Consider the following 22,511-nt stretch of genomic DNA (forward strand, 5'->3'; position numbering starts at 1 on the left):
TTGGCGGTGTTCTGCTCCACCACGTAGACGAGTCCGCCGGTCTCGTGGTTGACGTTCGCCAGGAACGCCGCGGCCTCCTGCTTCCTGACCGTGTCGCTGCCGGTCGTGGTGAAGGCGGGGTAGGCGCCGAGCGCGGCGGTCAGGCCGCTGTACGTGTAGAAGGAGTTCCGGTTCGGGAACATCTGGTTGAACTGGGCCTCGGAGACGACGAATCCGCTCGGGGTGCCGCCGCCCGCGGCCGGAGCCGTCCACTTCTGGTTCGCGCCGCCGGTGCAGGTCCAGATCTGCAGCCGGGTGGCGTTGGCCGAGTTGTTCCCGGTGACGTCGACGCACTTGTCGGCCTGGGGGTTCACGATGTCCCTGGCCGCGGTGACGACCCACTTCTGGTTGGCGCCGCCGGTGCAGTCCCACAGCTGGAGCTGGGCGCCGGAGGCGGTCGAGTTGCCGGTGACGTCCAGACACTTGCCGAGCGCCCGGATCGTGCCGTCCGCACCGACGTTCCACTGCTGCGCGGCGGTGCCGTTGCAGTCGTAGAGCTGGACGGCCGTGCCGTTGGCGGTGCCCGCGCCGGCCACGTCGACGCATTTGCCCGCGAGGCCGCTGATCTGCCCCGTGGCGGCCGCGGCGGGCGAGGCCGGGAGCACGCTCAGCAGCCCGAGGACAAGGGTGCCGACCGCGGCGTACGCCGCACGTCTCCAACCGATTTGCATGCCCATGTCATACCTTTCGCCGATATGTGCCCTGGACGTTCCGGTGGGGGGTCGAAAGAGAGGGGTTCATCAGTTGTTTTAAGGCGCAAGCAAAGCCCCGTCAAGGCTTTGGTATGGACCAATTCCGGATGGCTCGGGTGTGGCCGGAATCCCGGCGGCTCCGGTGTGGCCGAAAAGCGGCGGGCCCCCGCCCCGGCGCGTGAACGCCGGGGCGGGGGCCCGTTCCTGGAACCGGATCAGACTCCGGCCGGCTCCGGGGACTTGTCCTCGTCGCCGACGGCGCTCTCGCCGGACTCGCCGGACTCGCCGGACTCGGCTTCCTTCTTCGCCGAATCCCGCTTCGCCGCCCGCTTCTTCGCCCGGCGCTCCTTGCGCAGTTCGAGCATCGCGTAGAGCGTCGGAACGAGCAGCAGGGTCAGCAGCGTCGACGTGATGAGACCGCCGATCACGACCACCGCGAGAGGCTGGGCGATGAAGCCGCCCTCGCCGGTCACGCCCAGCGCCATCGGCAGCAGCGCGAAGATCGTCGCCAGCGCCGTCATCAGGATCGGGCGGAGCCGGTGCCGGCCACCCTCGATCACGGCCTCGACCACGCCGTAACCCTGCGCGCGGTACTGGTTGACGAGGTCGATCAGCACGATCGCGTTCGTCACCACGATGCCGATGAGCATCAGCATGCCGATCATCGCGGGGACGCCCATCGGGGTGCCCGTGACGACGAGCAGGCCGATCGCGCCGGTCGCCGCGAACGGGATCGACACCAGCAGGATCAGCGGCTGGACCAGCGAACGGAACGTCGCCACCAGCAGCATGAAGACGATCGCGATCGCCGCCAGCATCGCCAGGCCGAGGTTCTTGAACGCGTCGCTCTGGTCCGACGAGACACCGCCGATCGCCGCCGTGGCACCGGCGGGCAGCTTCAGCGTCTTGAGCTTCGCCGTGAGATCCGCGCTGACCGCGCCGGTGTTGTCGCCGGTCGGCTTGGCCGTGATCGTGGCGGCCCGCTGGCCGTCGATCCGGGTCATCGAGACCGGCCCGTCGACCAGCTTCACGTCGGCGATGTCACCGAGCTTCACCGCGCCGAGCCGCAGCCCGCGCAGCTCCTGGAGCGTGCCGACCGGCTCGGCCGTCTTGATGACGACGTCCCGCTCGGTGTTGTCCAGGATCGCCTTGCCGGTGGTCGTGCCGCGGACCGCCTGGGTGACGGCCGCGCCGAGCGTGGCCTCGTTGAAACCGGCCGCCGCCGCCTTGGAGTTGGCCGTGACCGAGATGCGCGGCACGCTCTGGGAGAGGTCGCTCGTGACGTCGGTGACGTCGTCGAGCTTGGCGACCTCGTCGCGGACCTGGCCGGCCGCCTTGCGCAGCACGTCCCCGTCCGCCGCCTTCACGACGACCTTGAGGTCCTGGCTGCCGAACCCGTTGCCGGCCGAGACCGTGGTGGTACCGACGCCGGAGAGCTCGCCGAGCCCCTTCTCGATGCGGGCCTGGACGTCCTTGGCGGACGCGGAGTCCTCCAGCATGACCTGGTACGACGCCTGGTTGGTGTCCGTACCGCCGCCGAAGGCCGCCATGAAGCCGGACGAACCGATGGTGACCTGGTAGTCCTTGACGCCCTTGACGCCGGCGAGGAGCTTCTCGACCTTCCGCGCCTGCGCGTCGGTCGCGGCCAGGCTGGTGCCCGGCTTCAACGCCTGCTTGACGGTGAGGACTTCCTGCTCGCCCTGGTCGAAGAAGTTCGTCTTCAGCAGGGGCGCCATGCCGAACGTGCCGACGAGGATCGCGGCCGCGATGAGCACGCTGGTCAGCCGGCGACGGGTCGCGAAGCGCAGGACGGGGACGTAGAAGCGCTGGAGACGGCTGCGCTCCTCCTTCTCCTCGGCCTTGCGACGGGCCTCCTCGGCGTCCGCCGGGGTGCCCTTGGGGGCGCGCAGGAACCAGTACGAGAGCACCGGGACGACCGTCAGCGAGACCAGGAGGGACGCGAGGAGCGCCGCCGTGACCGTCAGGCTGAAGGAGCCGAACAGTTCGCCGACCATGCCGCCGGTCAGACCGATCGGCAGGAAGACGGCGACCGTGGTGAGCGTCGAGGAGGTGACCGCGCCGGCCACCTCGCGGACCGCGGTGAGGATCGCCTCCTGGCGCTCCTCGCCGTATCCGAGGTGCCGCTTGATGTTCTCCAGGACGACGATCGAGTCGTCGACGACCCGGCCGATCGCGATGGTGAGCGCGCCCAGCGTCAGCATGTTGAGCGACAGGTCACGGGTCCACAGCACGACCAGGGCCAGCACCACGGAGAGCGGGATGGACACCGCGGTGACCAGCGTCGAGCGGATCGACGCGAGGAAGAGGAGGATGACCAGGACCGCGAAGAGCAGGCCGAGGGCGCCCTCGGTGGTCAGCCCGTGGATGGACTTGGAGACCGCCGGGCCCTGGTCGCTGACGACGGTGATCGCCGAGCCCGCGCCCAGGTCGGCCCGCAGGCCGGGCAGCTTCTTCTTGACCGCGTCGGAGATGGCGACCGCGCTGCCGTCGTGGGACATGGTGACGGTCACGGCGAGGCTCGGGCGGCCGTCGGTGCGCGTGATGGAGTCGGCCTTGGCCTGCTCTTGCGCGACGGTGGCGACACTGCCGAGGCGCACGGGCTTCTTGCCGGGCAGCCCCGTGACCATCAGGTCCTGGATCTGCTTCAGCGAGGTGAAGCCGCCGCCGACCCGCACGGTGCGGTTGCTGCCGCCCTCGTCGAACGAGCCGGCCGGGACGGTCGCCCCGCCCGCCTGGAGGGCCTGGCCGAGGGCGGCCGGGGTGAGGCCCGCCTTCGCCAGCTTCTTGTCGTCGGGCGTGACGGTGACCTGGAGGTCCCGCACACCGGCGACCGTGACCCGGCCGACGCCGTCGATGCCTTCGAGGGTGGGGACGACCGTGCGGTCGAGCCGGTCGGCCAGGGCCTGCTGGTCCTGGGTGGAGGTGACGGCGAGGACGACGGTCGGCATGTCGTCCGTCGAACCGGCGATGATCTGCGGGTCGACGCCGTCAGGGAGCTGGGCGCGGGCACGGTTGACGGCCTGCTGGACGTCGGCGACGAGCTGCTCGGTGTCGTTGCCGTAGTCGAAGGACGCCATGATCACGGCGTTGCCCTCGCTCGCGGTGGAGGTGACACCGGTGATGCCGTCGACGGCCTGGAGGCTGTTCTCGACGGGCTCGACGACCTGCTTCTCGACCACATCCGGAGACGCACCCTGGTACGGCGCGAGCACGGACACCACGGGCAGTTCGATGGTGGGCAGCAGCTGCTGCTTGAGCTGGGGGATCGCTATCGCCCCGAAAACAAGCGCGATGATCGACATCAGCCCTATGAGGGCCCGCTGCGCGAGGCTGAATCTGGACAGCCAGGACATGGGTGGTGGGTCTCTCTTCTGTGGTTCGAGCGGAAGGCGGGGGACGGGGAAACTCCCCACGCCACACCCTGGGCCATGAACGGGCGACGATCCGTAGCCCCTGGGTCCATTTCCTGACGGGGAACCTACTCCAGGCGCAGTACGCGCAGGTAAGGCTCAGTCCACCCTCGGGCGTACCAGACCGGACTCGTACGCGATGACGACCAGTTGTGCCCGGTCACGGGCGCCGAGCTTGGCCATGGCCCGGTTGACGTGCGTCTTCACCGTGAGCGGACTCACTTCGAGACGCTCGGCGATCTCGTCGTTGGAGTGGCCCGCGGCGACCTGGACGAGCACCTCGCGCTCGCGCCCGGTGAGCGCGCCGAGCCGCTCGGAGCGGGCGGCGCCGTTCCCGTCGTCCGCGCCGTCGCCCTGCGCGAGGAACCTGGCGATCAGCCCCTTGGTCGCCGCCGGGGACAGCAGCGCCTCGCCGCCCGCGGCGATCCGGATGGCGTTCAGCAGTTCCTCGGGTTCGGCACCCTTGCCGAGGAACCCGGACGCGCCGGCCCGCAACGACTGCACGACGTACTCGTCGACCTCGAAGGTCGTCAGCATCACGACCCGTACGTGAGCGAGGCCCGGGTCGGCGGTGATCAGCCGGGTGGCGGTGAGGCCGTCGGTCCCGGGCATCCGGATGTCCATCAGCACCACGTCGGCCCGCTCGTCCCGGGTCACCGTCACGGCCTCTGCGCCGTCGGACGCCTCCCCCACGACCTCCATGTCCGGCTCCGAGTCGACCAGTACGCGAAAGGCGCTGCGCAGCAACGCCTGGTCGTCGGCGAGCACGACACGGATCGTCATTCGGGGTCCCCCAGGGCAGGCGCGTGGTTCTTGACCGGAAGGATCGCATGTACGCGGAAGCCGCCTCCGTAGCGGGGACCGGCCGTGCAGCTGCCGCCGATGGCGGTGACCCGCTCCCGCATGCCGAGCAGCCCGTGGCCGCCGCCCTCCTGTGGGGCGGCGTCCTGCCCCGGTCCGTTGTCGAGGACGGTCACTTCCACCACCGGCCCGACACGGACCACGCTGACCTCGGCCTTCGCTCCCTGGCCCGCGTGCTTCTGCACATTGGTGAGGGCTTCCTGGATCACCCGGTAGGCGGCGAGGTCGGCGGCCGCGGGGAGAGCGGTGCCGTGGTCGGAGCGGGCCACCTCGACGGGGAGCCCCGCGTTGCGGAAGGTGTCGGCGAGCTCGTCGAGCCGGGCCAGCCCCGGGGCGGGCTCGGTCGGGGCCTCGGGGTCGCCGGACTGGCGCAGCAGGCCCACGGTGGCGCGCAGTTCGTTCAGCGCGGACCGGCTGGCCTCCCGTACGTGGGCGAGCGCCTCCTTGGCCTGGTCGGGGCGCTTGTCCATCACATGGGCGGCGACTCCGGCCTGCACGTTGACGAGCGCGATGTGGTGGGCGACGACGTCGTGCAGATCGCGGGCGATCCGCAGCCGCTCCTCGGCGACCCGGCGGCGCGCCTCCTCCTCGCGGGTGCGCTCGGCTCGTTCGGCGCGTTCCCTGATCGCGTGCACGAAGGCGCGGCGGCTGCGGACGGCGTCGCCCGCCGCGGCGGCCATGCCGGTCCAGGCGAAGACGCCGAGGTTCTCCTGGGCGTACCAGGGCAGCGGCCCGGCGAGCATCGCGACCGCCGTGAGGACGGTCATGGTGGCCAGGCCGACGCGCCACGTCGTGGGGCGGTCGGTGGCCGAGGCCACGGTGTAGAGGGCGACGACGGCGGACATGGCGACCGGGGCCCGGGGGTCGGCGGTCACCAGCTCCACCAGGGAGACGGCGACGGTCGCCGCCAGGACCTTCATCGGGGAGCGGCGGCGGAACACCAGGGCCGCGGAGCCGAGGACCATGAGGGCGAGGCTGAGGGCGTCCGGGGTGCGGGCGCCCCAGGTCGTCCCGTCGGCCCCGTGCGGGTCGACGAAGGAGCCGGCCACCATGCTGACGAGGACGCCGGCCGCGAGGGCGGCGTCCAGGGCGAGGGGGTGGGCCCGCAGCCAGTCCCTCATACGCTCCAGGGTGCTCACCCGGTCCACGGTACGGGGCCCTGCCGGGCTTGAGACCGGCCTGTACGACGCCGCTCCCCACCCGCCCGGGAAGCCGACCGCGTGGCCCCCGGCTCGGCGCCGGTGGTGTCGCCCGCCGACTGCGGAGTCGAGCGCGCGCTCGCGAGACCCGGGGCGGACGCTGCGGGCTCACCGGGACGGAATGTGCCGGCTCACCGGACCCGGGACGGACGATGCGGGCTCACCCGACCCGAGACGAACGATGCGGGCTCACCCGACCCGAGACGAACGATGCGGGCTCACCCGACCCGAGACGAACGATGCGGGCTCACCCGACCCGGGACGGGCGGATCGGGACCGGACCCGGGACGGGCGGATCGGGGTCATCGGACCCGGAGGGCCTGGGTGTGCTTGGCCGCCGGGCGGTGGCTTGCCCCGTCTCGGCTCCGATGGCGGGCGTGCCGCCGGCCGCTCTCCCTCGGGTCGGGAAGCGGGGCCGGGGTGCCGGAGGGGTCAGCCGGGGATCAGGCCGTCGTCGCTCAGCATCTCGCGGACCTCGTCGAGGGTGGCGTCCTGAGACGGGAGGATGAGCTCCGACGGCTCCAGCGAGTCGTCGGGGAGCGGGGTCCCGGAGCTGCGCACCGCGTCCAGGAGGGCTCCCAGGGTGCGACGGAAGCCGGACTCGTCGCCCCTCTCCATTTCGGTGAGCAGCTCGTTGTCCAGCTTGTTCAGGGTGGTGAGGTGGCCGTCGTCCAGCCTCACCTGCCCCTCCCCCATGATCCGTACGATCATGTCGCCCTCCTCAGGCATGGGCCCGCTAGGTCACTGCTTGTCGAAGCGCGGAGTGTCCTGGGGCTGCGACGACGGCTTGGACTGGCCCGTGCCGCCCTCGATCGCCTGCTGCTGCGACGAGGAGCCACCGGCCAGCTCGGCCTTCATGCGCTGCAGCTCCAGCTCCACATCCGTACCACCGGAGAGCCGGTCCAGCTCGCTCTGGATGTCGTCCTTGGCGAGCCCGGACTGGTCGTCCAGAGCTCCGGAGGCGAGCAGCTCGTCGATCGCGCCGGCCCGCGCCTGGAGCTGCGCGGTCTTGTCCTCGGCACGCTGGATGGCAAGCCCCACATCGCCCATCTCCTCGGAGATGCCGGAGAAGGCCTCTCCGATCCGGGTCTGTGCCTGGGCCGCCGTGTACGTCGCCTTGATCGTCTCCTTCTTCGTACGGAAGGCGTCGACCTTGGCCTGAAGGCGCTGGGCCGCGAGGGTGAGCTTCTCCTCCTCGCCCTGCAGCGTCTGGTGCTGCGTCTCCAGGTCGGTCACCTGCTGCTGGAGCGCCGCGCGGCGCGACAGCGCCTCACGGGCCAGGTCCTCGCGACCGAGCGCGAGGGCCTTGCGGCCCTGGTCCTCCAGCTTGGTGGACTGGTTCTGGAGCTGGTTCAGCTGCAGTTCGAGACGCTTGCGGCTGGTCGCCACGTCGGCGACACCGCGCCGGACCTTCTGGAGCAGCTCCAGCTGCTTCTGGTATGAGTAATCGAGGGTTTCGCGCGGGTCCTCGGCCCGGTCAAGGGCCTTGTTCGCCTTCGCGCGGAAGATCATCCCCATACGCTTCATGACACCGCTCATGGGCTTCGCGCGCCCCCTTCTGACGGACTCCAGCTCCAGGTACTGCAACAGGACCCACAGTACGGGCCCTGCATCCATTACCGCACTGTTCGGGGACGGATGCGCTCATCCCCAAGGACGACTGCGACCGCCACCGCTCCGGCGTGAGGAGTAGGTGGCACCCGGGGTCCACCCGGGAGCGACGTCCCCTCTGTCCCACTACAGACGCACGGTGTTGCCGGATCGTTCCCCACTCGATCGACGTCCATGCCCACGGACCCCGTACCCTTGGGTTTTGTGTTCCGTAGCCGTGCGAAGGAAGAGAAGGCCCCCGCCGACAAGGCGCCGGTGACCGACTCCAAAATGACCCGTGACCCTCAGGCCCCCAAGGGCCGCCCCACGCCCAAGCGCAGTGAGGCCCAGACCCAGCGCCGCAGCGTCGCCCAGACGCCGTCGACGCGCAAGGAGGCGGCCAAGCGGCAGCGTGACGATCGCCGTGTCCAGATGGAGAGGCAGCGCCAGGCGCTGGCCAGTGGCGACGAGCGCTATCTGCCGGCACGCGACAAGGGCAAGGTGCGCCGGTTCGCGCGCGACTTCGTGGACTCGCGATTCTGCATCGCCGAGTTCTTCCTGCCGATGGCCGTGATCATCCTCGTCCTGAGCGTGGTGCCGGTCGCCTCGCTCAAGAACGTCGCACTGCTGCTCTGGCTGGTCATCATCGTGATGATCGTGGTCGACTCGATCCTCGTCGCGATCCGTCTGCGGAAGCAGCTCACCACGCGCTTCCCCGACCAGCCCACGAAGGGCGCGGTCCGCTACGCGCTGATGCGTACTCTCCAGATGCGTCGACTCCGGCTTCCGAAGCCGCAGGTCAAGCGCGGAGAGCGGCCCTGAGCACTACGTCGTTCTCCGGGGGCGCGGCGGATGCCTGGCTGAGCAAGCTGGGCGGGCTGCGGGATGTAGTACGGCAGGAACTGGTGGCCCGGCAGCTCGATGAGCAGATAACCGGGCGCTATCCGGTGGGGCAGCGCCTGCGGGTGCTCGACGTCGGGACGGGCCAGGGCACACAGGCCCTGCGGCTCGCGCGTGCAGGCCACCAGGTGACCGGGCTCGAACAGGACGCGACGATGCTGTCCGTGGCCCGGCAGGCGCTGGCCGCCGAGCCCGAGGGCATCCGGAGCCGGGTGCGCTTCATCGAGGGCGACGGGCGCGAGACCGGCGTGCACTTCCTGCCGGGCAGTTTCGACGTGGTGCTGTGCCATGGCGTGCTCATGTACGTCGAGGAGCCGGACGCGCTGCTGGCGGGGCTGGCGCGGATGCTGGCCCCGGGCGGCCTGCTCTCGCTGCTGGTCCGCAACGCGGACGCGCTGGCCATGCGGCCCGGAATCGGCGGGGACTGGGCGACGACACTGGCCTCCTTCGACACGACCGCGTACACGAACAGGCTCGGTCTCGACGTCCGCGCCGACCGGCTCGCCACGCTGACCGCCACGCTCGCCGGGATCGGGGCTCCGCTGCACGCCTGGTACGGGGTGCGCGTCTTCACGGACACGGCGGCCGACGGTGCGCCGGTTCCGCCGGACGCGGAGACGCTGCTGGCCGCGGAGGAGCGGGCCGGGCGGACGGATCCGTACCGCCAGGTGGCGGCGCTGCTGCATCTCTGCGGCGTGCGGGGCTGAATCCCCTCGGGGCGGGGCTGAACCCTTTCAGGGCGAGGCTGCCCCTCAGGGCAAGGCTGGCCCTCAGCGCGGGGCTGACTCCTCGAGGGCGAAGCTGAACCCCCTCAGGGCGAGGCTGACCCTCAGGGAGAGGCTGACCCCTCAGGAGCGAAGCTGAACCCCCTCATGGCGAGGCTGGGACAACCCCTTCGGGGCGGGACGGGATTCCGCCCCCGAGCGGGCGGGACAACCCGGAGGCCGGGGGCGGGACAACCCGGAGGCCGCCCAGGGTTCCTTCCGGCGAAGCCGGAGGCCCGCCCCCTTACCGGCGAAGCCGGACGGCCGCTGTTTCCCGGCAAACCGGAAGGCCCTGCTGGGCAGCGCCGGACGACCGCGCTTCCTCACGGAGCCGGACGACCGCGCTTCTTCGGGGAGCCGGACGACCATCCCATCCCGGCGGGACCGGACGACCGTCCCATCCCGGCGGGGCCGGACCGCACCTTCCCGGCGGAGCCGGACGACCGCACCTTCCCGGCCGAGCCGGGCAACGCGGGGTCGGCAGGGTCGGCGGGGTTGCGGCGTCGGGGGAGCCGGCGATGTCGCTCGCACGAGTGCCTCGGTGGGCGGAGACGGGTTGCCGGGTGTGGGCCCGGCAACCCCTACCGGCCTACTCCGGTTCGGCGTGCAGGCTCATCGGACCGTAGATCTGCGTGCTGTCCTCGAAGAGGAACACCTGGTCCGCGCCGCCCGCCAGAAGGTCCTTCCACACCTCACCGATCCAGGACTCGGCGTCGCCCTGGGTGGTGAACTCCTCGGGCTGCACCGCGGGTTGGACCTCTGTCCCGTCGGACTTCTCGAACCGCCACGTCCATGCCGCCATGTACGCCTCCAAGGTGTGAGCACACTGCACAGCGGAAGCCGGACAAGATCCGTCTCCCGTCCGAAGCCTAGCCGGACGCGCAAGACGTGCGGGGACACGGAAAAATCGGCGACGTGGAACTGACTCTGCTCGGCACCGGAGCCCCCGCGGGCCTGCCCCGCCCCGACTGTCCCTGCGCTGCCTGCGCGACCGCGCTCGGCGAGAGGGCGCGGGCGGCCACCGCGCTGCTCGTGGACGGCACACTGCTGCTCGACCTCACTCCCGGCGCCGCGTTCGCGGCCGCCCGCGCCGGACACTCGCTGGGCGGCGTGCGGCAGGTACTGCTCTCGCATCCGCACGACGGGCCCGCCGTGGAGGTGCCGGCCGGGCTGCCGCAGCCCGGCCGGGTGCCCGACGGACGGGAGTTGGCGCTGCTGACGGGACACCGGGTGCGGGCGGTGCCGATGGACGCGCCCGGCACGGGGTACGCGGTGACCGGCCCGGACGGGCGACGGCTGCTGTACCTGCCGCCCGGCGCGGCGCCGGCCGGTCTGGACGACAAGGGGGACGCCTATCACATGGTGCTCCTCGACGTGGTGGGACGTCCTGACGCCCTGGCGAAGCTGCGCGCGGTCGGCGCGGTCGACCCGACGACGGACGTGATCGCGGTGCACCTCGACCACGACGTGCCCCCGGGGCCCGAACTGCGGCGGCGGCTCGCCGCGGCGGGCGCGCGGGCCGTGCCCGACGGGACGACGCTCGACGTGGGCGTCTACGAGGACGTACCCGATGTACCGCGCAGGACGCTGGTGCTCGGCGGAGCGCGTTCGGGCAAGTCGGTGGAGGCGGAACGACGGTTGGAGGCCTTCCCCGACGTCCTGTACGTCGCTACGGGAGGTGCGCGCAACGGGGACTCCGAATGGGCCCAGCGAGTCAGCGCCCACCGTGAGCGGCGACCCGGCTCCTGGCACACCGTCGAGACCTGCGACCTGGTCCCCCTCCTCGCCGAGGACGGCCCGCCCCTGCTCGTCGACTGTCTCTCGCTGTGGCTGACGGACGCCATGGACTCGGTGAACGCCTGGGACGACGCCGAGTGGTCCGGCGGCGGCGAACGCGCGCTGCGCGCCCGCGTGGAGGAGCTTGTCGCCGCGGTCCGGCACACCCGCCGCACGGTCGTCGCCGTCTCCAACGAGGTCGGCTCGGGCATCGTCCCCGCCACGGCCTCCGGGCGCCGCTACCGCGACGAACTCGGGCGGCTGAACGCGGCGTTCGCCGGGGAGTGCGAGCACGTACTGCTGGTGGTGGCGGGGCAGGCCCTGAAACTGAGGGGCTGACCTGGGCCGCTGCCCGCCGTCGGACGCGCGTCCGTTCGACTGCTCCGGACGCCCGTCCCCCGGGTCCCTCCCGCCGCCCGTTCCCGCTTCGCTGCGGGCGGCGGGCGGCGGGCGGCGGGCTCAGTCCTCCCTGCGGGCGACGATGCGGTACGCGTTCGAGAAGCGGGTGCGGCGGAGCAAGGGGGCCATCAGACGGTCCAGCGCGGCGGTCGAGGCGAGGAGCGGGGCGGACGCCCGGGTCAGGGCCAGGCGCGCGGTGCGCTGGAAGGGGGTCGGCGGTGCCGGACGCCAGGGGGCGTCGAGGCCGGGGAGGGCGCCTCCGAGGGCCAGGGCGAGGGCACCCGAGAGGTCGTGGGGGATGTGCGGCTCCCGGCGGTCCGTCGCGACGACCACACAGCCGAGGGATTCGAGCTCGCCGAGCAGATTGGGCAGCGGCATGAGGTGCAGATGGCGCGGCTGGCCGTACGCCACCCACCACTTGCCGAGCAGCACGCCGAACGCGCAGTCGGGGTCGGGGACTTCGACGAGGAGATGTCCGCCGGGGCGCAACACCTCGAGCGCGGCGCGCAGTTCCTCGCGCGGGTCGGGCATGTGCTCCAGATGGTGGAACATGCTCACGACGTCGTAGCGGGCGCGCAGCCGCTCCGCGATCCGCGGGTCGGTGAGCCGCCCGACGTGCGCCTCCTCCACGCGTCCCGCCGCCCGCGCCTTCTCGACGCGCCGTGTCGGGTCGAGCCCGTCGAAGGAGGTGTACGGGTGGACCTCCTTGGCCGCCGCCGGGAAGTGCCCGTGCCCGGTGCCGATGTCGAGCCAGCTCTCCGGCTCCGGGAAGGGCAGCATGGCGCGGGCCGCCGCGCGGTGGCGTCCGGCTCCTCCGCGGGCGCCCAGCAGCCGCTCGGCGAGGCTCTCGTGGGCGTCCTCGCGAAAGTCCCGGTGGTAGAAGGCCAGCCCCTCGGGGGTGAGCCGGGGGTTCTGGAAGGCGTGGGCGCAGTCACCGCATTCGTCGACGACGAACGTCCCCGGCTTGCGCTGCCGCAGGTCCGGCGTACGCAGCCGGGTGCGCAGGCGCTTCGAGCCGCACCAGGGGCAGTCGGCGCGGCGCGGTTCGTGGAACCGGGCGGTGCCCTGGGCGAGTTCGGCCGCGTAGGCGGCACGTCGTTCGGCGATCGGCTGCGGGGTGGGGGGCATGGGCGCTCCTGTCGGGGACGAGCCGTACGACAATCCGACACAAACGGTACGTATGCGAAGGCGATCCGGAGTGCATCGACGTGGCGCGGACGCGTTCGATCGCTGCCGGTACTGTTCGGCGAATGAGCTCGCTTAATCTCGACGACTTCACCGATCTGATCGAGCGTCCCGACGGAGGCGTACGCCGTGACGCCGAGGCGTACCGGGAGCGCCGGATCGTGCCGCCCGGGGCGCTGGGCCGCCTCGACGACCTGGGTGAGTGGCTGGCTGCGGCGCAGTCCGCGGTGCCGGTGCGGCCGATCGAGCACCCGCGTGTCGTGCTGTTCGCGGGCGACCACGGGATCGCCGCCCTCGGTGTGTCGGCGCGCCCCGCGGGCAGTGCCGACCGGCTGGTGCGGGCGGTCCTGGAGGGCGCGAGCCCCGCGTCGGTGCTGGCCCGCCGGCTCGGTGTGCCGGTGCGCGTGATCGACATGGCACTGGAGGCCGATCCCGAGGGGCTGCCCGACGAGGTCGTGCGGCACCGGATCCGGCGCGGTTCGGGCCGGATCGACGTCGAGGACGCGATGACCCTGGAGGAGGCGGAGGCCGCGTTCCGGGCCGGGGTCGCCATCGCGGACGAGGAGGCGGACTCCGGTACGGATCTGGTGGTGCTCGGCGACATCAGCGTGGGCGGGACCACGGCGGCGGCCGTACTGGTCGCGGCGCTGTGCGGGACCGACGCGTCCGTCGTCACCGGGCGGGGCGGGCAGGCCATCGACGACCTCGCGTGGATGCGCAAGTGCGCCGCGGTGCGCGACTCCCTGCGGCGGGCCCGGCCCGTGCTCGGGGACCAGCTTCAGCTGCTCGCGGCCGTGGGCGGGGCCGACCTGGCGGCGATGACCGGATTCCTGCTGCAGAGCGCTGTGCGGAAGATGCCGGTGATCCTGGACGGCGTCGTGTCGGCCGCGTGCGCGCTGGTCGGACAGCGGGTCGCGTTCCGCGCGCCGGACTGGTGGCTGGCCGGGCAGCGCAGCGGGGAACCGGCGCAGGCGAAGGCGCTGGACCGGATGGCTCTCGAACCGCTGCTCGACCACGGCGTGACGGTGGGCGAGGGAACGGGCGCCCTGCTCGCCCTGCCCCTGGTCCAGGCCGCGGCGAGCCTCGCGGCAGACCTGCCGGAGGCACCTGCTCCGGAGGCGGAGAAAGAGACAGAGTCGGACTCCAAGGCCGACTCCGACCCCGAGGCCGAGGTCGACGCCGAGTCCGACTCGGCGGCCGCACCCGAGGTCAACCCCCAGACCCCGGCCGAGTAGGAGCCGAACGGGGCCGACCGCCCCCGGGGCCGGCGCCGCGTCCGGCCCCGAGTCCGAGGCCGACACCGGGCCCGACTCCCGAGACCGACACCCGGCCCGAGGCCGACACCGGGCCCGGCCCGCCCAGGCCCGGCAGTGACTCCACGGCCCCGGAGCGGGACAAGCAGCGGACCGGTTCCGAGTCCACACCCGAGCTCGGCACCGCCCGAGCCCGTCACGCGATCCGGCGCACCGGCCGGGGCGGGCCGACAGGGCCAAGACCCGCCGCGCGGCGGGGCATCACGCGTACCGCCCCTCCCCCGTAGGGGCCGCAACGCCCCATATCATCGCCCTTTATGGGAGATGCCCGAATTGCCGCTGACCAGGAACGGGCGTCGGCCCGCCGGAGTGACGGGGACCGGCGGTCCACGGCTGCCTCTCGGCGGTCCGCCGCCTTCGCCGTGTGGTACCTGCGCGCGGTCACGTTCATCAACTTTCTGAGCGCCGCGTGGGTGTCGCTCGGACAGGACGTACGACGGCACAACACCGAGAACTACTTCACGCCCTATCTGCTGACCGCCGGCTTCGCCTCCGGTGTGTTCACGATGTTCCTGGCCATCACGATGCGGCGGCGCAAGCGGGCCGCGTGGATCCTCAACTCCGTGCTCAGCGGGCTGTTCCTGCTGCTCTTCGGCGTCGCGATGGCGTTCCCGGAGATCCGCCAGTACGCCCAGAACTGGGTCTCGCTCGCGCTGACCGCGGCCTTCGTCGGCTCCCTGGTCCTGGGCCGCCGGGAGTTCTACGCCAAGGGCGACCGGTCGAACCCGAAGCTCGCCGCGGCCGTCGCGGTCGGCGGGCTGCTGGTCACCTCACTGCTCGCCGCGCTGCTGGTCACCGTCACCAACGACGCGCACGACGCGCACCGTTCGACGTTCCTGGACCGCTGGCGCTACGGCACCCTGCGGCTCGTCTCGGTCGCCGCCGACGACTCCCACTACCCGGGGATCGCGACGCCGAACTGGGTCAACGTCACCATCAACGTGCTCAGCACCCTGCTGGTGCTCGCCGTCCTCTACGCGGCCTTCCGCTCCCGGCGCGCCGTCGACCCGCTCACCGAGGACGACGAGAAGCGGCTGCGCGCGCTGCTCGACCGCAACGGCGAGCGGGACTCGCTCGGCTATTTCTCGCTGCGCCGGGAGAAGAGCGTGGTCTGGTCGCCCACCGGCAAGGCGGCGGTGGCGTACCGCGTGGTGGGCGGGGTCTCCCTGGCGAGCGGCGACCCCATCGGCGATCCCGAGGCATGGCCCGGCGCCATCGAGCCCTGGCTCGCCGAGGCCCGGGAGCACGGCTGGATCCCGGCGGTGATGGGCGCGAGCGAGGAGGCGGGCACCATCTATTCCCGGCATGGACTCGACGCCCTGGAGCTGGGCGACGAAGCCCTCGTCGAGACGGCCGAGTTCACCCTCGAAGGACGGGCCATGCGCACCGTCCGGCAGGCCTACAACCGGGTCAAGCGGGCGGGGTACCGGGTGCGCATCCGACGGCACGAGGACATCCCGGCCGCCGAGATGGCGTATCTGCTGGAGCGCGCGGACGACTGGCGCGACGGCGCGACCGAGCGCGGCTTCAGCATGGCGCTCGGCCGACTCGGCGACCCCGAGGACGGGCGGTGCGTGATGCTCGAATGCACGGACGCCGAGGGTGAGTTGAGGGCGGTGCTGTCCTTCGTTCCGTGGGGGCCCGGCGGGCTCTCGCTCGACCTGATGCGGCGCGACCGCGACGCGGAGAACGGGCTGATGGAGTTCATGGTGATCGAACTCCTGCGGCGCGCCCAGGAGATCAAGATCACCCAGGTCTCGCTCAACTTCGCCATGTTCCGTTCGGTCTTCGAACGTGGCGCGCGCCTCGGCGCGGGTCCGGTACTGCGGCTGTGGCGCTCGCTGCTCAGCTTCTTCTCGCGCTGGTGGCAGATCGAGTCGCTGTACCGGGCGAACGCCAAGTACCGGCCCATCTGGGAGCCGCGGTTCCTGCTCTTCGAGAAGAGCGCGGACCTGCTGCGCATCGGTGTCGCGTCCGCGCGCGCCGAGGGGTTCCTGGAGGCGCCGGGCCTGCCGAAGTGGCTGCACCGCAAGCACCTTGAGTCGCACAGATGAGACGGACGGGACCGACCGGGACCGACGTGAGGAGAGCCGTGGGGACGACCGGATGAACACACTCGCCCGCTGGGCCCGCGCCGAGTGGGGGCTGCTGTACGCCACCGTGCGCCGGGCCCTGACGGCGAGCGGGTGGCGGGCGGTCCCGATGTCCCTCGGCGCGGTGTGCCTGACGGCCGTCCTCCAGTTCGTCCAGAACCAGTCCTGGGGCTACCGACTGGTGCAGAACACGGGCGCCGTCCGGGCCGAGGACCCCCTGTGGCTCGCTCTGCTCCGCACCCCGCTCTCCTTGTTCGTACCGGCGCTGGATCTTCCCGTGTGGGGAGCGCTCGTGCAGATCCTGGTCGTCTTCGGGATCGCCGAGATCTGCCTGGGCTGGTGGCGCACGCTCGTCATCGCGTACGTCGCCACGCTGGCCGGGACGCTGTACGCGCGCGTCGGCATCGCGCTCGGCCCGCACCGTCCGCTGGGGCTGCCCGGGGCGAACGCGCTGATCGTCGACACCGGCCCGTCGGCGGCCGTGGTGGGCCTCGCGGTGTTCCTGGGCTGGCGCTACCGGGCGTACGTGACGGCCGGGGTGGTGATCGGGGCCATGGTGGCCGAGGTGCTCGTCAAGGAGAACCTGGCGGGCAGGGAGCATCTGGCGGCCATCGCCGCGGTGCTGGTGATGTGCTGCCTCTCCGCGGCGCGTCACCGCCGTTCGGGCAGGGAGCGGGCGGGCGCGGGGTCGGGTTTGCCGCCGATCCATTCCTGAACCCTGCGGCTGGGGCCCGCCCAGCGGCGGTCGTGCCGGTAGGCGCGCAGCCTGGCCCGGGCGCGGGCGCGCGGCCGGCGCCGGTAGAAGTGCCTGGCCCACGGTGAACCGGGCTTGGCCAGCCGGATCGTGCCGATGAAGGCGATGAAGGGAACGATCACCCCGAAAATGGCCATGCGCACCTTGCCCTTGCTGAGGCAGAGCAGTGCGAAGAGGAAGTTCAGGGCGATGGTCACGATCACGCTGGCGCGGTCCTGCGCCTCCTGGTTGCCGACGTCGTTGACACCGAACGGCGAGAAGCCGCTGAGCATCAGGCCGACGAGGGCCGCCGTGACCACGACGACCTCGACGCTCTTGCGCCCGGCCTCGGTCCAGTAGACGTCGTCGAGGTGCAGGATCAGCGCGAACTCGTCGAGCATCAGGCCTGTTCCCATGCCGAACAGCACGGCGCTGGCGCACGCCCCGAAGCCGTACCGGCTGCTGGCCACCGCGCCGAAGCCGCCGATCACCGTGAGCACGACGCCGGGCACGACGTGGTGGATGTGCAGATCACCGGCCTTGACGTTGCCGAAGGGCCCTTTGCCGGCGCGGATGAGCCGCACGATGACGCGGGTGACCACGAAGGTCACGACGAACGAGGCCAGCGCCAGCAACACCGGGAGCTTCCCGGGCTCGACGATGTTCCGATAGAACCAATGACCCATATGTGAACTTTATCCACCGCCGCTGTATCCGCCCTCCGGGCGTCCGGGTAGCCTGCGCCGATGTCCAAGACCGCCTCCGGGGCCTCCCTCGCCGACAGCCTCCGCTTCGCCTTCGGCACCCTCACCGTGCTCCCCGTGAAGGTGACCCGCTGGGACCGCGGCGCGGCGCGCGGCGGCATGCTGTGCGCTCCGCTGGCCGGTCTGCTGGTCGGGGCGGGCGCGGCTCTGGTGGGCGTGGCGCTGCTGGCCATGGGGGCGGCCCCGCTGCTCGCGGCCGTGGCCACCGCCGCCGTACCGGCCGCGCTCACCCGCGGCCTGCACCTCGACGGCCTCGCCGACACCGCGGACGGGCTGGGCAGCGGCAAGCCCGCCGAGGACGCGCTGCGGATCATGAAACAGTCGGACATCGGCCCGTTCGGCGTGATCACTCTCCTGTTCGTCCTGCTCGCCCAGGTGGCCGCACTCGCCCAGGCGTACGAGGCCTCATGGGGCCGGGGCGTCCTCGCGGCCGTCGTCTCGGCGACCGTGGCCCGCCTGGCCCTCACGCTCGCCGCCCGCACCGGGGTGCCCGCGGCCCGCCCCGAGGGTCTGGGGGCGGCGGTCGCGGGCACCGTGCCGCTGCGCGGCGCGCTGCTGGTGGCAGCGGCCGTGGCCGGCGCGGCGGCGGGCGCCGGCGCGCTCGTCGGGACGTACGACATCGTGCGCGCCGCGGTGGCGGTGGGCGCCTCCTGCCTGGCCGCCGAGCTGCTGCTGCGGCACTGCACCCGGCGCTTCGGCGGGATCACCGGCGATGTGTTCGGAGGCCTCGCGGAGACGGCGGCGACGACCGCGCTCGTGGTTCTCTCGCTGGGCTGACCACCGCGTTCACGGGGTGGGGGCCAGGGCGTGCGGCAATGTGCCCCAGGGATGGTCTCCCACGCCGGGGACCGCGCAGTACAGGGCGGCCCCCAGTTCCCGTGCCGACGCGGCCACGTCGACGCCGGCCGGTACCCCGTGGACCAGGTGACAGAGACTCGCCCCGGCACCCGTCCAGGGCGGCGGGGGCCTCCTCCGGTAGCCGGCCCAGGTGCCCTCGAAGGTGACGAGGACGTCGGCGATACCGGCGTACGAAGGGTGCGGTGCCGTGCCGTGGTTGAGAACGAGGGTGCCGGGGCCGAGTCCCCGGACGGCCGTCGCCAGCCGCCGGTAATAGCCGAACCCGCCTTCCGTGGCGGCCACTTGGTCGAGGAAGGTGCCGTCGGTGGCGTACCAGTCGCGGTGCCGGGTCAGGTCGCGCAGGACGTCCGCGAGGGGTCTGCGGCCGTAGTCCGTGTCGACGTACCCGAGCACCCGGACGTCCGCCGCGCGCAGCCGTCCGGCGACCGCCGCGAACGCCTGGTCGGGGCGGTCGCCGGGTCCGCTGGCGGGGTTCAGCACCACGCCGTACAGCCGTGGCGCGGCGGCGACGAGCGCGTCCCATTCCGCCGGGCGGACGGCGGGGTGTTCGTAGTAGGGGACGAGAAGGGTCTTCGAAGGGACGGGCGTACGGGCGGCGTTGGGCGCATGGGCCGCGGCGGTGGCAGCGGGCGAGCCGTGCGCGCCGGTGTCCGGCGGGTTCACCGGTGGGCCGTCACCTTTCCCAGCCGGGCGCAGACGAGCACGCTCTGGGCGCCCGCCGCCGCGCCGTACACGATCAGGCCCACCCAGTGCGAGTCGCCGGTGTGCGTCGCCAGCGCCGCTGTCTGGGCGAGCGCGGCGGCACAGACGACGGTGGCCGTGCCGGTGACGGCGCCGAAGGACTGGAGCAGCAGCCCGGTCCACATGACCGCGCCCAGCAGGAGCAGTCCGCCGAGCCGGATCCCGTCCGCCGCCGCGGGCGCGTGCGGCCACAGCGCGGAGATGGCGAGGCCGAGCACGAGCAGCGCGGTGAGGTAGCCGGCCAGGCACCGGACGAGCGCGCCGGCGGTGGCCCGCCGGAAACTCCTCGCCGACGTGGTGGAACGCAGCCCGGCGAGGCTCCCGCTGCGGAACCGGAACAGCAGCCACTCGGCGGGGCCCATGCTGAGCGTCAGCGCGACCGCGGCCGGTGCGGCGACCGCCGTACGGGCTCCGGTCAGGACGTCTCCGAGCGCCGCGTACAGCACGAGGACCCCGCTGCCGAGCCCGAACAGGGCGTACGCAAGGGTTCCGGCGTGCTGGCGCGGGGCGGACCGGCGGGCGCGCAGACGCGCGGCGACCCGGCCGAGGCGGGCCGGGGCGGTCCCGGGCTTCTCGGCGGCCGGCCGGCCTGTTGAGGCCGCCCGCGGCTCACCGGCCCGCCCGGACGGCTCCGTGCCGCCCCGCACCTTCCGGTACGGCAGCAGCGCGAGAAGCCCAGCACCCCAGCTTCCCTCCCCCAGCTCCCGCACGGCAGGCGCCACTTCGAACAGCCCGAGCAGGGCGACGGCCGCCAGCGAGCCGAGCAGCAGGGCCACGCGCGCCAGGTCCGGGACCGGGTGGAACACGGTGACGATCGCGCCCGCCGTCATGGGCGCCAGGGCGGCGAGCAGTGTGCGTTCCCTGCCCATCACCAACAGAACGGTGGCCGCGCCCAGATAGCCCGACTGCCCGGCGGCGAAGGCGACGGCGCCCCGGCCGGCCGAACCCGCCGCCGCGAAGGCCACCAGGGAGCCGAGCAGGACACCGACCGGGGTCCCGACGAGCAGCGCCCGGCGGGCGGCCGCGCGGTCGCCGATTCCCATCCAGGTGTACGCGCGGTGCGCGAGCCCCTGGTTCCAGGTCCAGCCGCACAGCGCACCGGTGAGCATCGGAACGGTCCCGGCCGGGAGTCCGAACGCGCCCTTGGGCCCCGCGAGAAGCGGGGCGGCGAGGACGTAGCCGAGGCCGGGGAGGGCGAAGACGATGCCCCGCAGGAGGCAGCCGAGGAGACCGATCCGCCAGGGGTCGTGGGGCGGGCCCGCCGGTTCGGGATGGGCCCGGTCGACCCGCTCGAACAACTCCTCCGCCAGGGCGAAGGAGTTCGTGACGCCGTACCGTTCGCGGATCTGGTCGTCGGACAGGCCGTCGGACTCCAGGAGCGCCGCCACCTCGTCGGGGTGGACCGCGGCGGACACGAACTCCCCCAGGTTCTCGGCGAGTTCGTCGATCGGGTCGGGCTGTGCCCAGCTCGTCGAGCGACGCTGGCCCGGCACCAGCGGACGGGTGGCCTCGCGGGCCGCGGGCTGCGTGCGCAGGGAGCCGCTCACCAGCCGGCCCCGTCCGTGGCGACGGCCTGGTACCAGGGGTCGCGCAGTTCGAGGGTCCAGTCGGCGACCGTCTCCACGGCGGGCTCGTACACCTCGGGCCGGCCCGCCAGTTCCTGGTAGACCGTCCTGAAGGCGTCGACCGAGCGGCGCAGCGTGAAGCGGTCGATGACCCGCTGGCGGGACAACTCGCCGAGGTCCAGGCGTCGTTCGTCGTCGCGCAGCAGGGTGAGGGCGGCGGCGGCCATCTTCTCCGGCTCGCGCGGCGGGACGACGATCCCGGTGTCGCCGACCGCCTCACGGACCCCGCCCACATCGGTGGAGACCGTCGTACGGCCGCAGGACATCGCCTCGATGATCGAGAACGGGAAGCCCTCGGAGATGGAGGACAGCATGACGACATGGCCGGCCGCGTAGGCGCGCCACACCTCGGTGATACGGCCCTCGAAGGTCAGCCCGTCGGTGACGCCCAGTTCGGCGGCGAGTTTCTCCAGGCGGGTCCGGTACGCCTCTCCGCCGGGCGGCACGGGACCGAACAACCGCAGCCGGGTTTCGGGCAGTTCGGCGCGCACCATGGCGTACGCGCGCAGGAGTGTCTCCAGGTCCTTGATGGGGTCGACCCGGCCGCACCAGGTGAGGGTGGGCACGGCGGGTTCGGGCCCGGCGTGCGGGAAGGCGTGCGGGTCGACGCCGTTGTAGACCGTGCGGATCCGGTCGCCGGCGGCGCCGCCGCGCTCCTCCCAGCGGCGGTTGTACTGGTTGCAGGGGGTGATGAGGTCGGCGGCGCGGTAGCCCAGGGAGTTCAGTTCGCGGTAGAAGCCGAGCATGAACGCCTTGACGGGCCAGCACTGTTCGGCTCCGCGGTAGCCGAGATAGCGCTCGCGCAGATAGATGCCGTGCTCGGTGAGCAGGAACGGGACCCCGTCCACGTGGTGTGCGACGAGGGCGGGCAGCGTGGCGAGGCCGCTGCTGACCGCGTGGGCGACGGAGTCCTCGGGGATCCGGACGCCGAGCGGGCGCAGCGCGTGCTCCAGCAGGTCGGTCGCCGTGAGCGCGTCGTGCACGGTGGGCCGCGCGGCGGCCGTCGGCAGATGCGGCATCGTCCAGATCCACATCAGCGAGCGCAGCGCCGACTCGCCGCGCAGGGCGGCCGAGAGGCGTCCGTCGCGGGCGAGCCCGGCCAGTTCGTACAGGGCGTCGCCGAAGTCCTCGGCCGAGTCCGGGTCGAGGAAGGAGAGCAGGAAGCGTTCGTAGGTCTCGGAGAAACGGCGCAGGGCGCGGCCCAGTGGTGGCCGCGCGCGGCCGGGCCGTGGCCCCCAGGTCGGTACGCGGGTGTGCCGGTAGACGTTGGTCGGCAGCTCCCAGGTCACGGGTTCGCGGCCGCTGCCGGTGAGCGAGACGATGTGGAAGTCGACCTCCGGCATGCCCTTGACCAGTTGGTCGCACCAGGTGCTGACCCCGCCGTGGACATGTGGATAGGTGCCTTCGGTGAGCATGGTGACATGACGGCCGGTGCGCATCATGCGTGGTTCCCCCCTGGGACTGTTTCTTCCGGAGAGCCCCCCGGCCCCCCGTCGCACGGCTCGCGAGCGCACCCCGGCCGGTGTCGGACCGGGGTGCGCGTCGCGA

The 22,511-nt window shown here is 72.5% G+C and carries 19 protein-coding genes; 7 read left to right on the forward strand and 12 right to left on the reverse strand.

Features of this window, described 5'->3' with window-relative positions:
- The 6 genes from ACZ4N5_RS10700 to ACZ4N5_RS10725 all read right to left on the reverse strand — a co-directional run.
- A partial coding sequence (locus tag ACZ4N5_RS10700) for a ricin-type beta-trefoil lectin domain protein (RefSeq protein ID WP_467756743.1) occupies nucleotides 1–716 on the reverse strand: 716 nt, incomplete at its 3' end.
- Between the two features lie 230 nt (nucleotides 717–946).
- Complete coding sequence (locus ACZ4N5_RS10705) at nucleotides 947–4,105, reverse strand: efflux RND transporter permease subunit (RefSeq protein ID WP_467756744.1); 3,159 nt, start codon at nucleotides 4,103–4,105, stop codon at nucleotides 947–949.
- A gap of 156 nt (nucleotides 4,106–4,261) precedes the next feature.
- Nucleotides 4,262–4,945, reverse strand: coding sequence for a response regulator (locus tag ACZ4N5_RS10710; protein ID WP_467756745.1), 684 nt, complete (start codon nucleotides 4,943–4,945; stop codon nucleotides 4,262–4,264).
- On the reverse strand, nucleotides 4,942–6,162 hold the full coding sequence (locus ACZ4N5_RS10715; protein WP_467756746.1) for a sensor histidine kinase: 1,221 nt from the start codon (nucleotides 6,160–6,162) through the stop codon (nucleotides 4,942–4,944). Before ACZ4N5_RS10715 ends, ACZ4N5_RS10710 begins: the two co-directional genes overlap by 4 nt.
- A gap of 492 nt (nucleotides 6,163–6,654) precedes the next feature.
- A complete protein-coding gene (gene pspAA, locus ACZ4N5_RS10720; RefSeq protein WP_467756747.1) occupies nucleotides 6,655–6,933 on the reverse strand; it encodes a PspA-associated protein PspAA in 279 nt (92 codons plus the stop codon).
- A 30-nt stretch (nucleotides 6,934–6,963) separates the two neighbouring features.
- The gene (locus ACZ4N5_RS10725; RefSeq protein ID WP_467757110.1) at nucleotides 6,964–7,761 is read right to left on the reverse strand and encodes a PspA/IM30 family protein; all 798 of its coding nucleotides are present in this window, start codon (nucleotides 7,759–7,761) and stop codon (nucleotides 6,964–6,966) included.
- 246 nt (nucleotides 7,762–8,007) lie between these two features.
- Here ACZ4N5_RS10725 and ACZ4N5_RS10730 point away from each other — a divergent pair, with 246 nt between their 5' ends.
- Together ACZ4N5_RS10730 and ACZ4N5_RS10735 are read left to right on the forward strand one after the other, a co-directional pair.
- Nucleotides 8,008–8,634: a DUF3043 domain-containing protein gene (locus ACZ4N5_RS10730; protein ID WP_467756748.1), complete on the forward strand. Its 627-nt coding sequence runs from the start codon at nucleotides 8,008–8,010 to the stop codon at nucleotides 8,632–8,634.
- A gap of 83 nt (nucleotides 8,635–8,717) precedes the next feature.
- Nucleotides 8,718–9,419: a class I SAM-dependent methyltransferase gene (locus tag ACZ4N5_RS10735; protein ID WP_467756749.1), complete on the forward strand. Its 702-nt coding sequence runs from the start codon at nucleotides 8,718–8,720 to the stop codon at nucleotides 9,417–9,419.
- A gap of 646 nt (nucleotides 9,420–10,065) precedes the next feature.
- On the opposite strand, the gene ACZ4N5_RS10740 is transcribed toward ACZ4N5_RS10735, so the two are convergent.
- Nucleotides 10,066–10,278: a hypothetical protein gene (locus tag ACZ4N5_RS10740; protein ID WP_261706966.1), complete on the reverse strand. Its 213-nt coding sequence runs from the start codon at nucleotides 10,276–10,278 to the stop codon at nucleotides 10,066–10,068.
- Between the two features lie 113 nt (nucleotides 10,279–10,391).
- Between ACZ4N5_RS10740 and ACZ4N5_RS10745 the strand changes: the two genes are divergently transcribed.
- Entirely contained in the window at nucleotides 10,392–11,591 is a 1,200-nt protein-coding gene (locus tag ACZ4N5_RS10745; protein ID WP_467756750.1) for a bifunctional adenosylcobinamide kinase/adenosylcobinamide-phosphate guanylyltransferase, read from the forward strand.
- 120 nt (nucleotides 11,592–11,711) lie between these two features.
- Here the strand turns inward: ACZ4N5_RS10745 and ACZ4N5_RS10750 are convergent, their stop codons facing one another.
- A complete protein-coding gene (locus tag ACZ4N5_RS10750) occupies nucleotides 11,712–12,779 on the reverse strand; it encodes a class I SAM-dependent methyltransferase (RefSeq protein ID WP_467756751.1) in 1,068 nt (355 codons plus the stop codon).
- A 122-nt stretch (nucleotides 12,780–12,901) separates the two neighbouring features.
- Here ACZ4N5_RS10750 and cobT point away from each other — a divergent pair, with 122 nt between their 5' ends.
- From cobT to ACZ4N5_RS10765, 3 genes are all read left to right on the forward strand, one after another.
- A complete protein-coding gene (cobT, locus tag ACZ4N5_RS10755; RefSeq protein WP_467756752.1) occupies nucleotides 12,902–14,071 on the forward strand; it encodes a nicotinate-nucleotide--dimethylbenzimidazole phosphoribosyltransferase in 1,170 nt (389 codons plus the stop codon).
- A 335-nt stretch (nucleotides 14,072–14,406) separates the two neighbouring features.
- Nucleotides 14,407–16,203, forward strand: a complete 1,797-nt coding sequence (locus ACZ4N5_RS10760; protein WP_467756753.1) for a phosphatidylglycerol lysyltransferase domain-containing protein — start codon at nucleotides 14,407–14,409, stop codon at nucleotides 16,201–16,203.
- A gap of 52 nt (nucleotides 16,204–16,255) precedes the next feature.
- A complete protein-coding gene (locus ACZ4N5_RS10765) occupies nucleotides 16,256–16,957 on the forward strand; it encodes a hypothetical protein (RefSeq protein WP_467756754.1) in 702 nt (233 codons plus the stop codon).
- Here the strand turns inward: ACZ4N5_RS10765 and ACZ4N5_RS10770 are convergent.
- The gene (locus tag ACZ4N5_RS10770) at nucleotides 16,894–17,661 is read right to left on the reverse strand and encodes a hypothetical protein (RefSeq protein ID WP_467756755.1); all 768 of its coding nucleotides are present in this window, start codon (nucleotides 17,659–17,661) and stop codon (nucleotides 16,894–16,896) included. The genes ACZ4N5_RS10765 and ACZ4N5_RS10770 overlap by 64 nt on opposite strands.
- Nucleotides 17,662–17,721: 60 nt before the next feature.
- On the opposite strand from ACZ4N5_RS10770, the gene ACZ4N5_RS10775 reads away from it, so the two are divergent.
- Nucleotides 17,722–18,516, forward strand: a complete 795-nt coding sequence (locus ACZ4N5_RS10775; RefSeq protein ID WP_467756756.1) for an adenosylcobinamide-GDP ribazoletransferase — start codon at nucleotides 17,722–17,724, stop codon at nucleotides 18,514–18,516.
- Between the two features lie 9 nt (nucleotides 18,517–18,525).
- On the opposite strand, the gene ACZ4N5_RS10780 is transcribed toward ACZ4N5_RS10775, so the two are convergent.
- The 3 genes from ACZ4N5_RS10780 to pelF are packed head-to-tail and all read right to left on the reverse strand — an operon-like array spanning nucleotide 18,526 to nucleotide 22,405.
- Nucleotides 18,526–19,260, reverse strand: coding sequence for a spherulation-specific family 4 protein (locus ACZ4N5_RS10780; RefSeq protein ID WP_467756757.1), 735 nt, complete (start codon nucleotides 19,258–19,260; stop codon nucleotides 18,526–18,528).
- On the reverse strand, nucleotides 19,257–20,885 hold the full coding sequence (locus ACZ4N5_RS10785) for a hypothetical protein (RefSeq protein WP_467756758.1): 1,629 nt from the start codon (nucleotides 20,883–20,885) through the stop codon (nucleotides 19,257–19,259). Before ACZ4N5_RS10785 ends, ACZ4N5_RS10780 begins: the two co-directional genes overlap by 4 nt.
- Entirely contained in the window at nucleotides 20,882–22,405 is a 1,524-nt protein-coding gene (gene pelF / locus ACZ4N5_RS10790; RefSeq protein WP_467756759.1) for a GT4 family glycosyltransferase PelF, read from the reverse strand. The genes ACZ4N5_RS10785 and pelF overlap by 4 nt, the downstream gene beginning before the upstream one ends.
- Nucleotides 22,406–22,511 lie beyond the last annotated feature (106 nt).

The organism is Streptomyces sp. NPDC026500 (assembly GCF_055567635.1).

Bases quoted from the DNA above. Each gene is read 5' to 3' on its own strand.
- ACZ4N5_RS10705 (WP_467756744.1), bottom strand. From the start codon at position 4,105: ATGTCCTGGCTGTCCAGATTCAGCCTCGCGCAGCGGGCCCTCATAGGG.
- ACZ4N5_RS10710 (WP_467756745.1), bottom strand. From the start codon at position 4,945: ATGACGATCCGTGTCGTGCTCGCCGACGACCAGGCGTTGCTGCGCAGC.
- pspAA (WP_467756747.1), bottom strand. From the start codon at position 6,933: ATGATCGTACGGATCATGGGGGAGGGGCAGGTGAGGCTGGACGACGGC.
- ACZ4N5_RS10725 (WP_467757110.1), bottom strand. From the start codon at position 7,761: ATGAGCGGTGTCATGAAGCGTATGGGGATGATCTTCCGCGCGAAGGCG.
- ACZ4N5_RS10730 (WP_467756748.1), top strand. From the start codon at position 8,008: ATGCCCACGGACCCCGTACCCTTGGGTTTTGTGTTCCGTAGCCGTGCG.
- ACZ4N5_RS10740 (WP_261706966.1), bottom strand. From the start codon at position 10,278: ATGGCGGCATGGACGTGGCGGTTCGAGAAGTCCGACGGGACAGAGGTC.
- ACZ4N5_RS10750 (WP_467756751.1), bottom strand. From the start codon at position 12,779: ATGCCCCCCACCCCGCAGCCGATCGCCGAACGACGTGCCGCCTACGCG.
- cobT (WP_467756752.1), top strand. From the start codon at position 12,902: ATGAGCTCGCTTAATCTCGACGACTTCACCGATCTGATCGAGCGTCCC.
- ACZ4N5_RS10760 (WP_467756753.1), top strand. From the start codon at position 14,407: ATGGGAGATGCCCGAATTGCCGCTGACCAGGAACGGGCGTCGGCCCGC.
- ACZ4N5_RS10765 (WP_467756754.1), top strand. From the start codon at position 16,256: ATGAACACACTCGCCCGCTGGGCCCGCGCCGAGTGGGGGCTGCTGTAC.
- ACZ4N5_RS10770 (WP_467756755.1), bottom strand. From the start codon at position 17,661: ATGGGTCATTGGTTCTATCGGAACATCGTCGAGCCCGGGAAGCTCCCG.
- ACZ4N5_RS10775 (WP_467756756.1), top strand. From the start codon at position 17,722: ATGTCCAAGACCGCCTCCGGGGCCTCCCTCGCCGACAGCCTCCGCTTC.
- pelF (WP_467756759.1), bottom strand. From the start codon at position 22,405: ATGATGCGCACCGGCCGTCATGTCACCATGCTCACCGAAGGCACCTAT.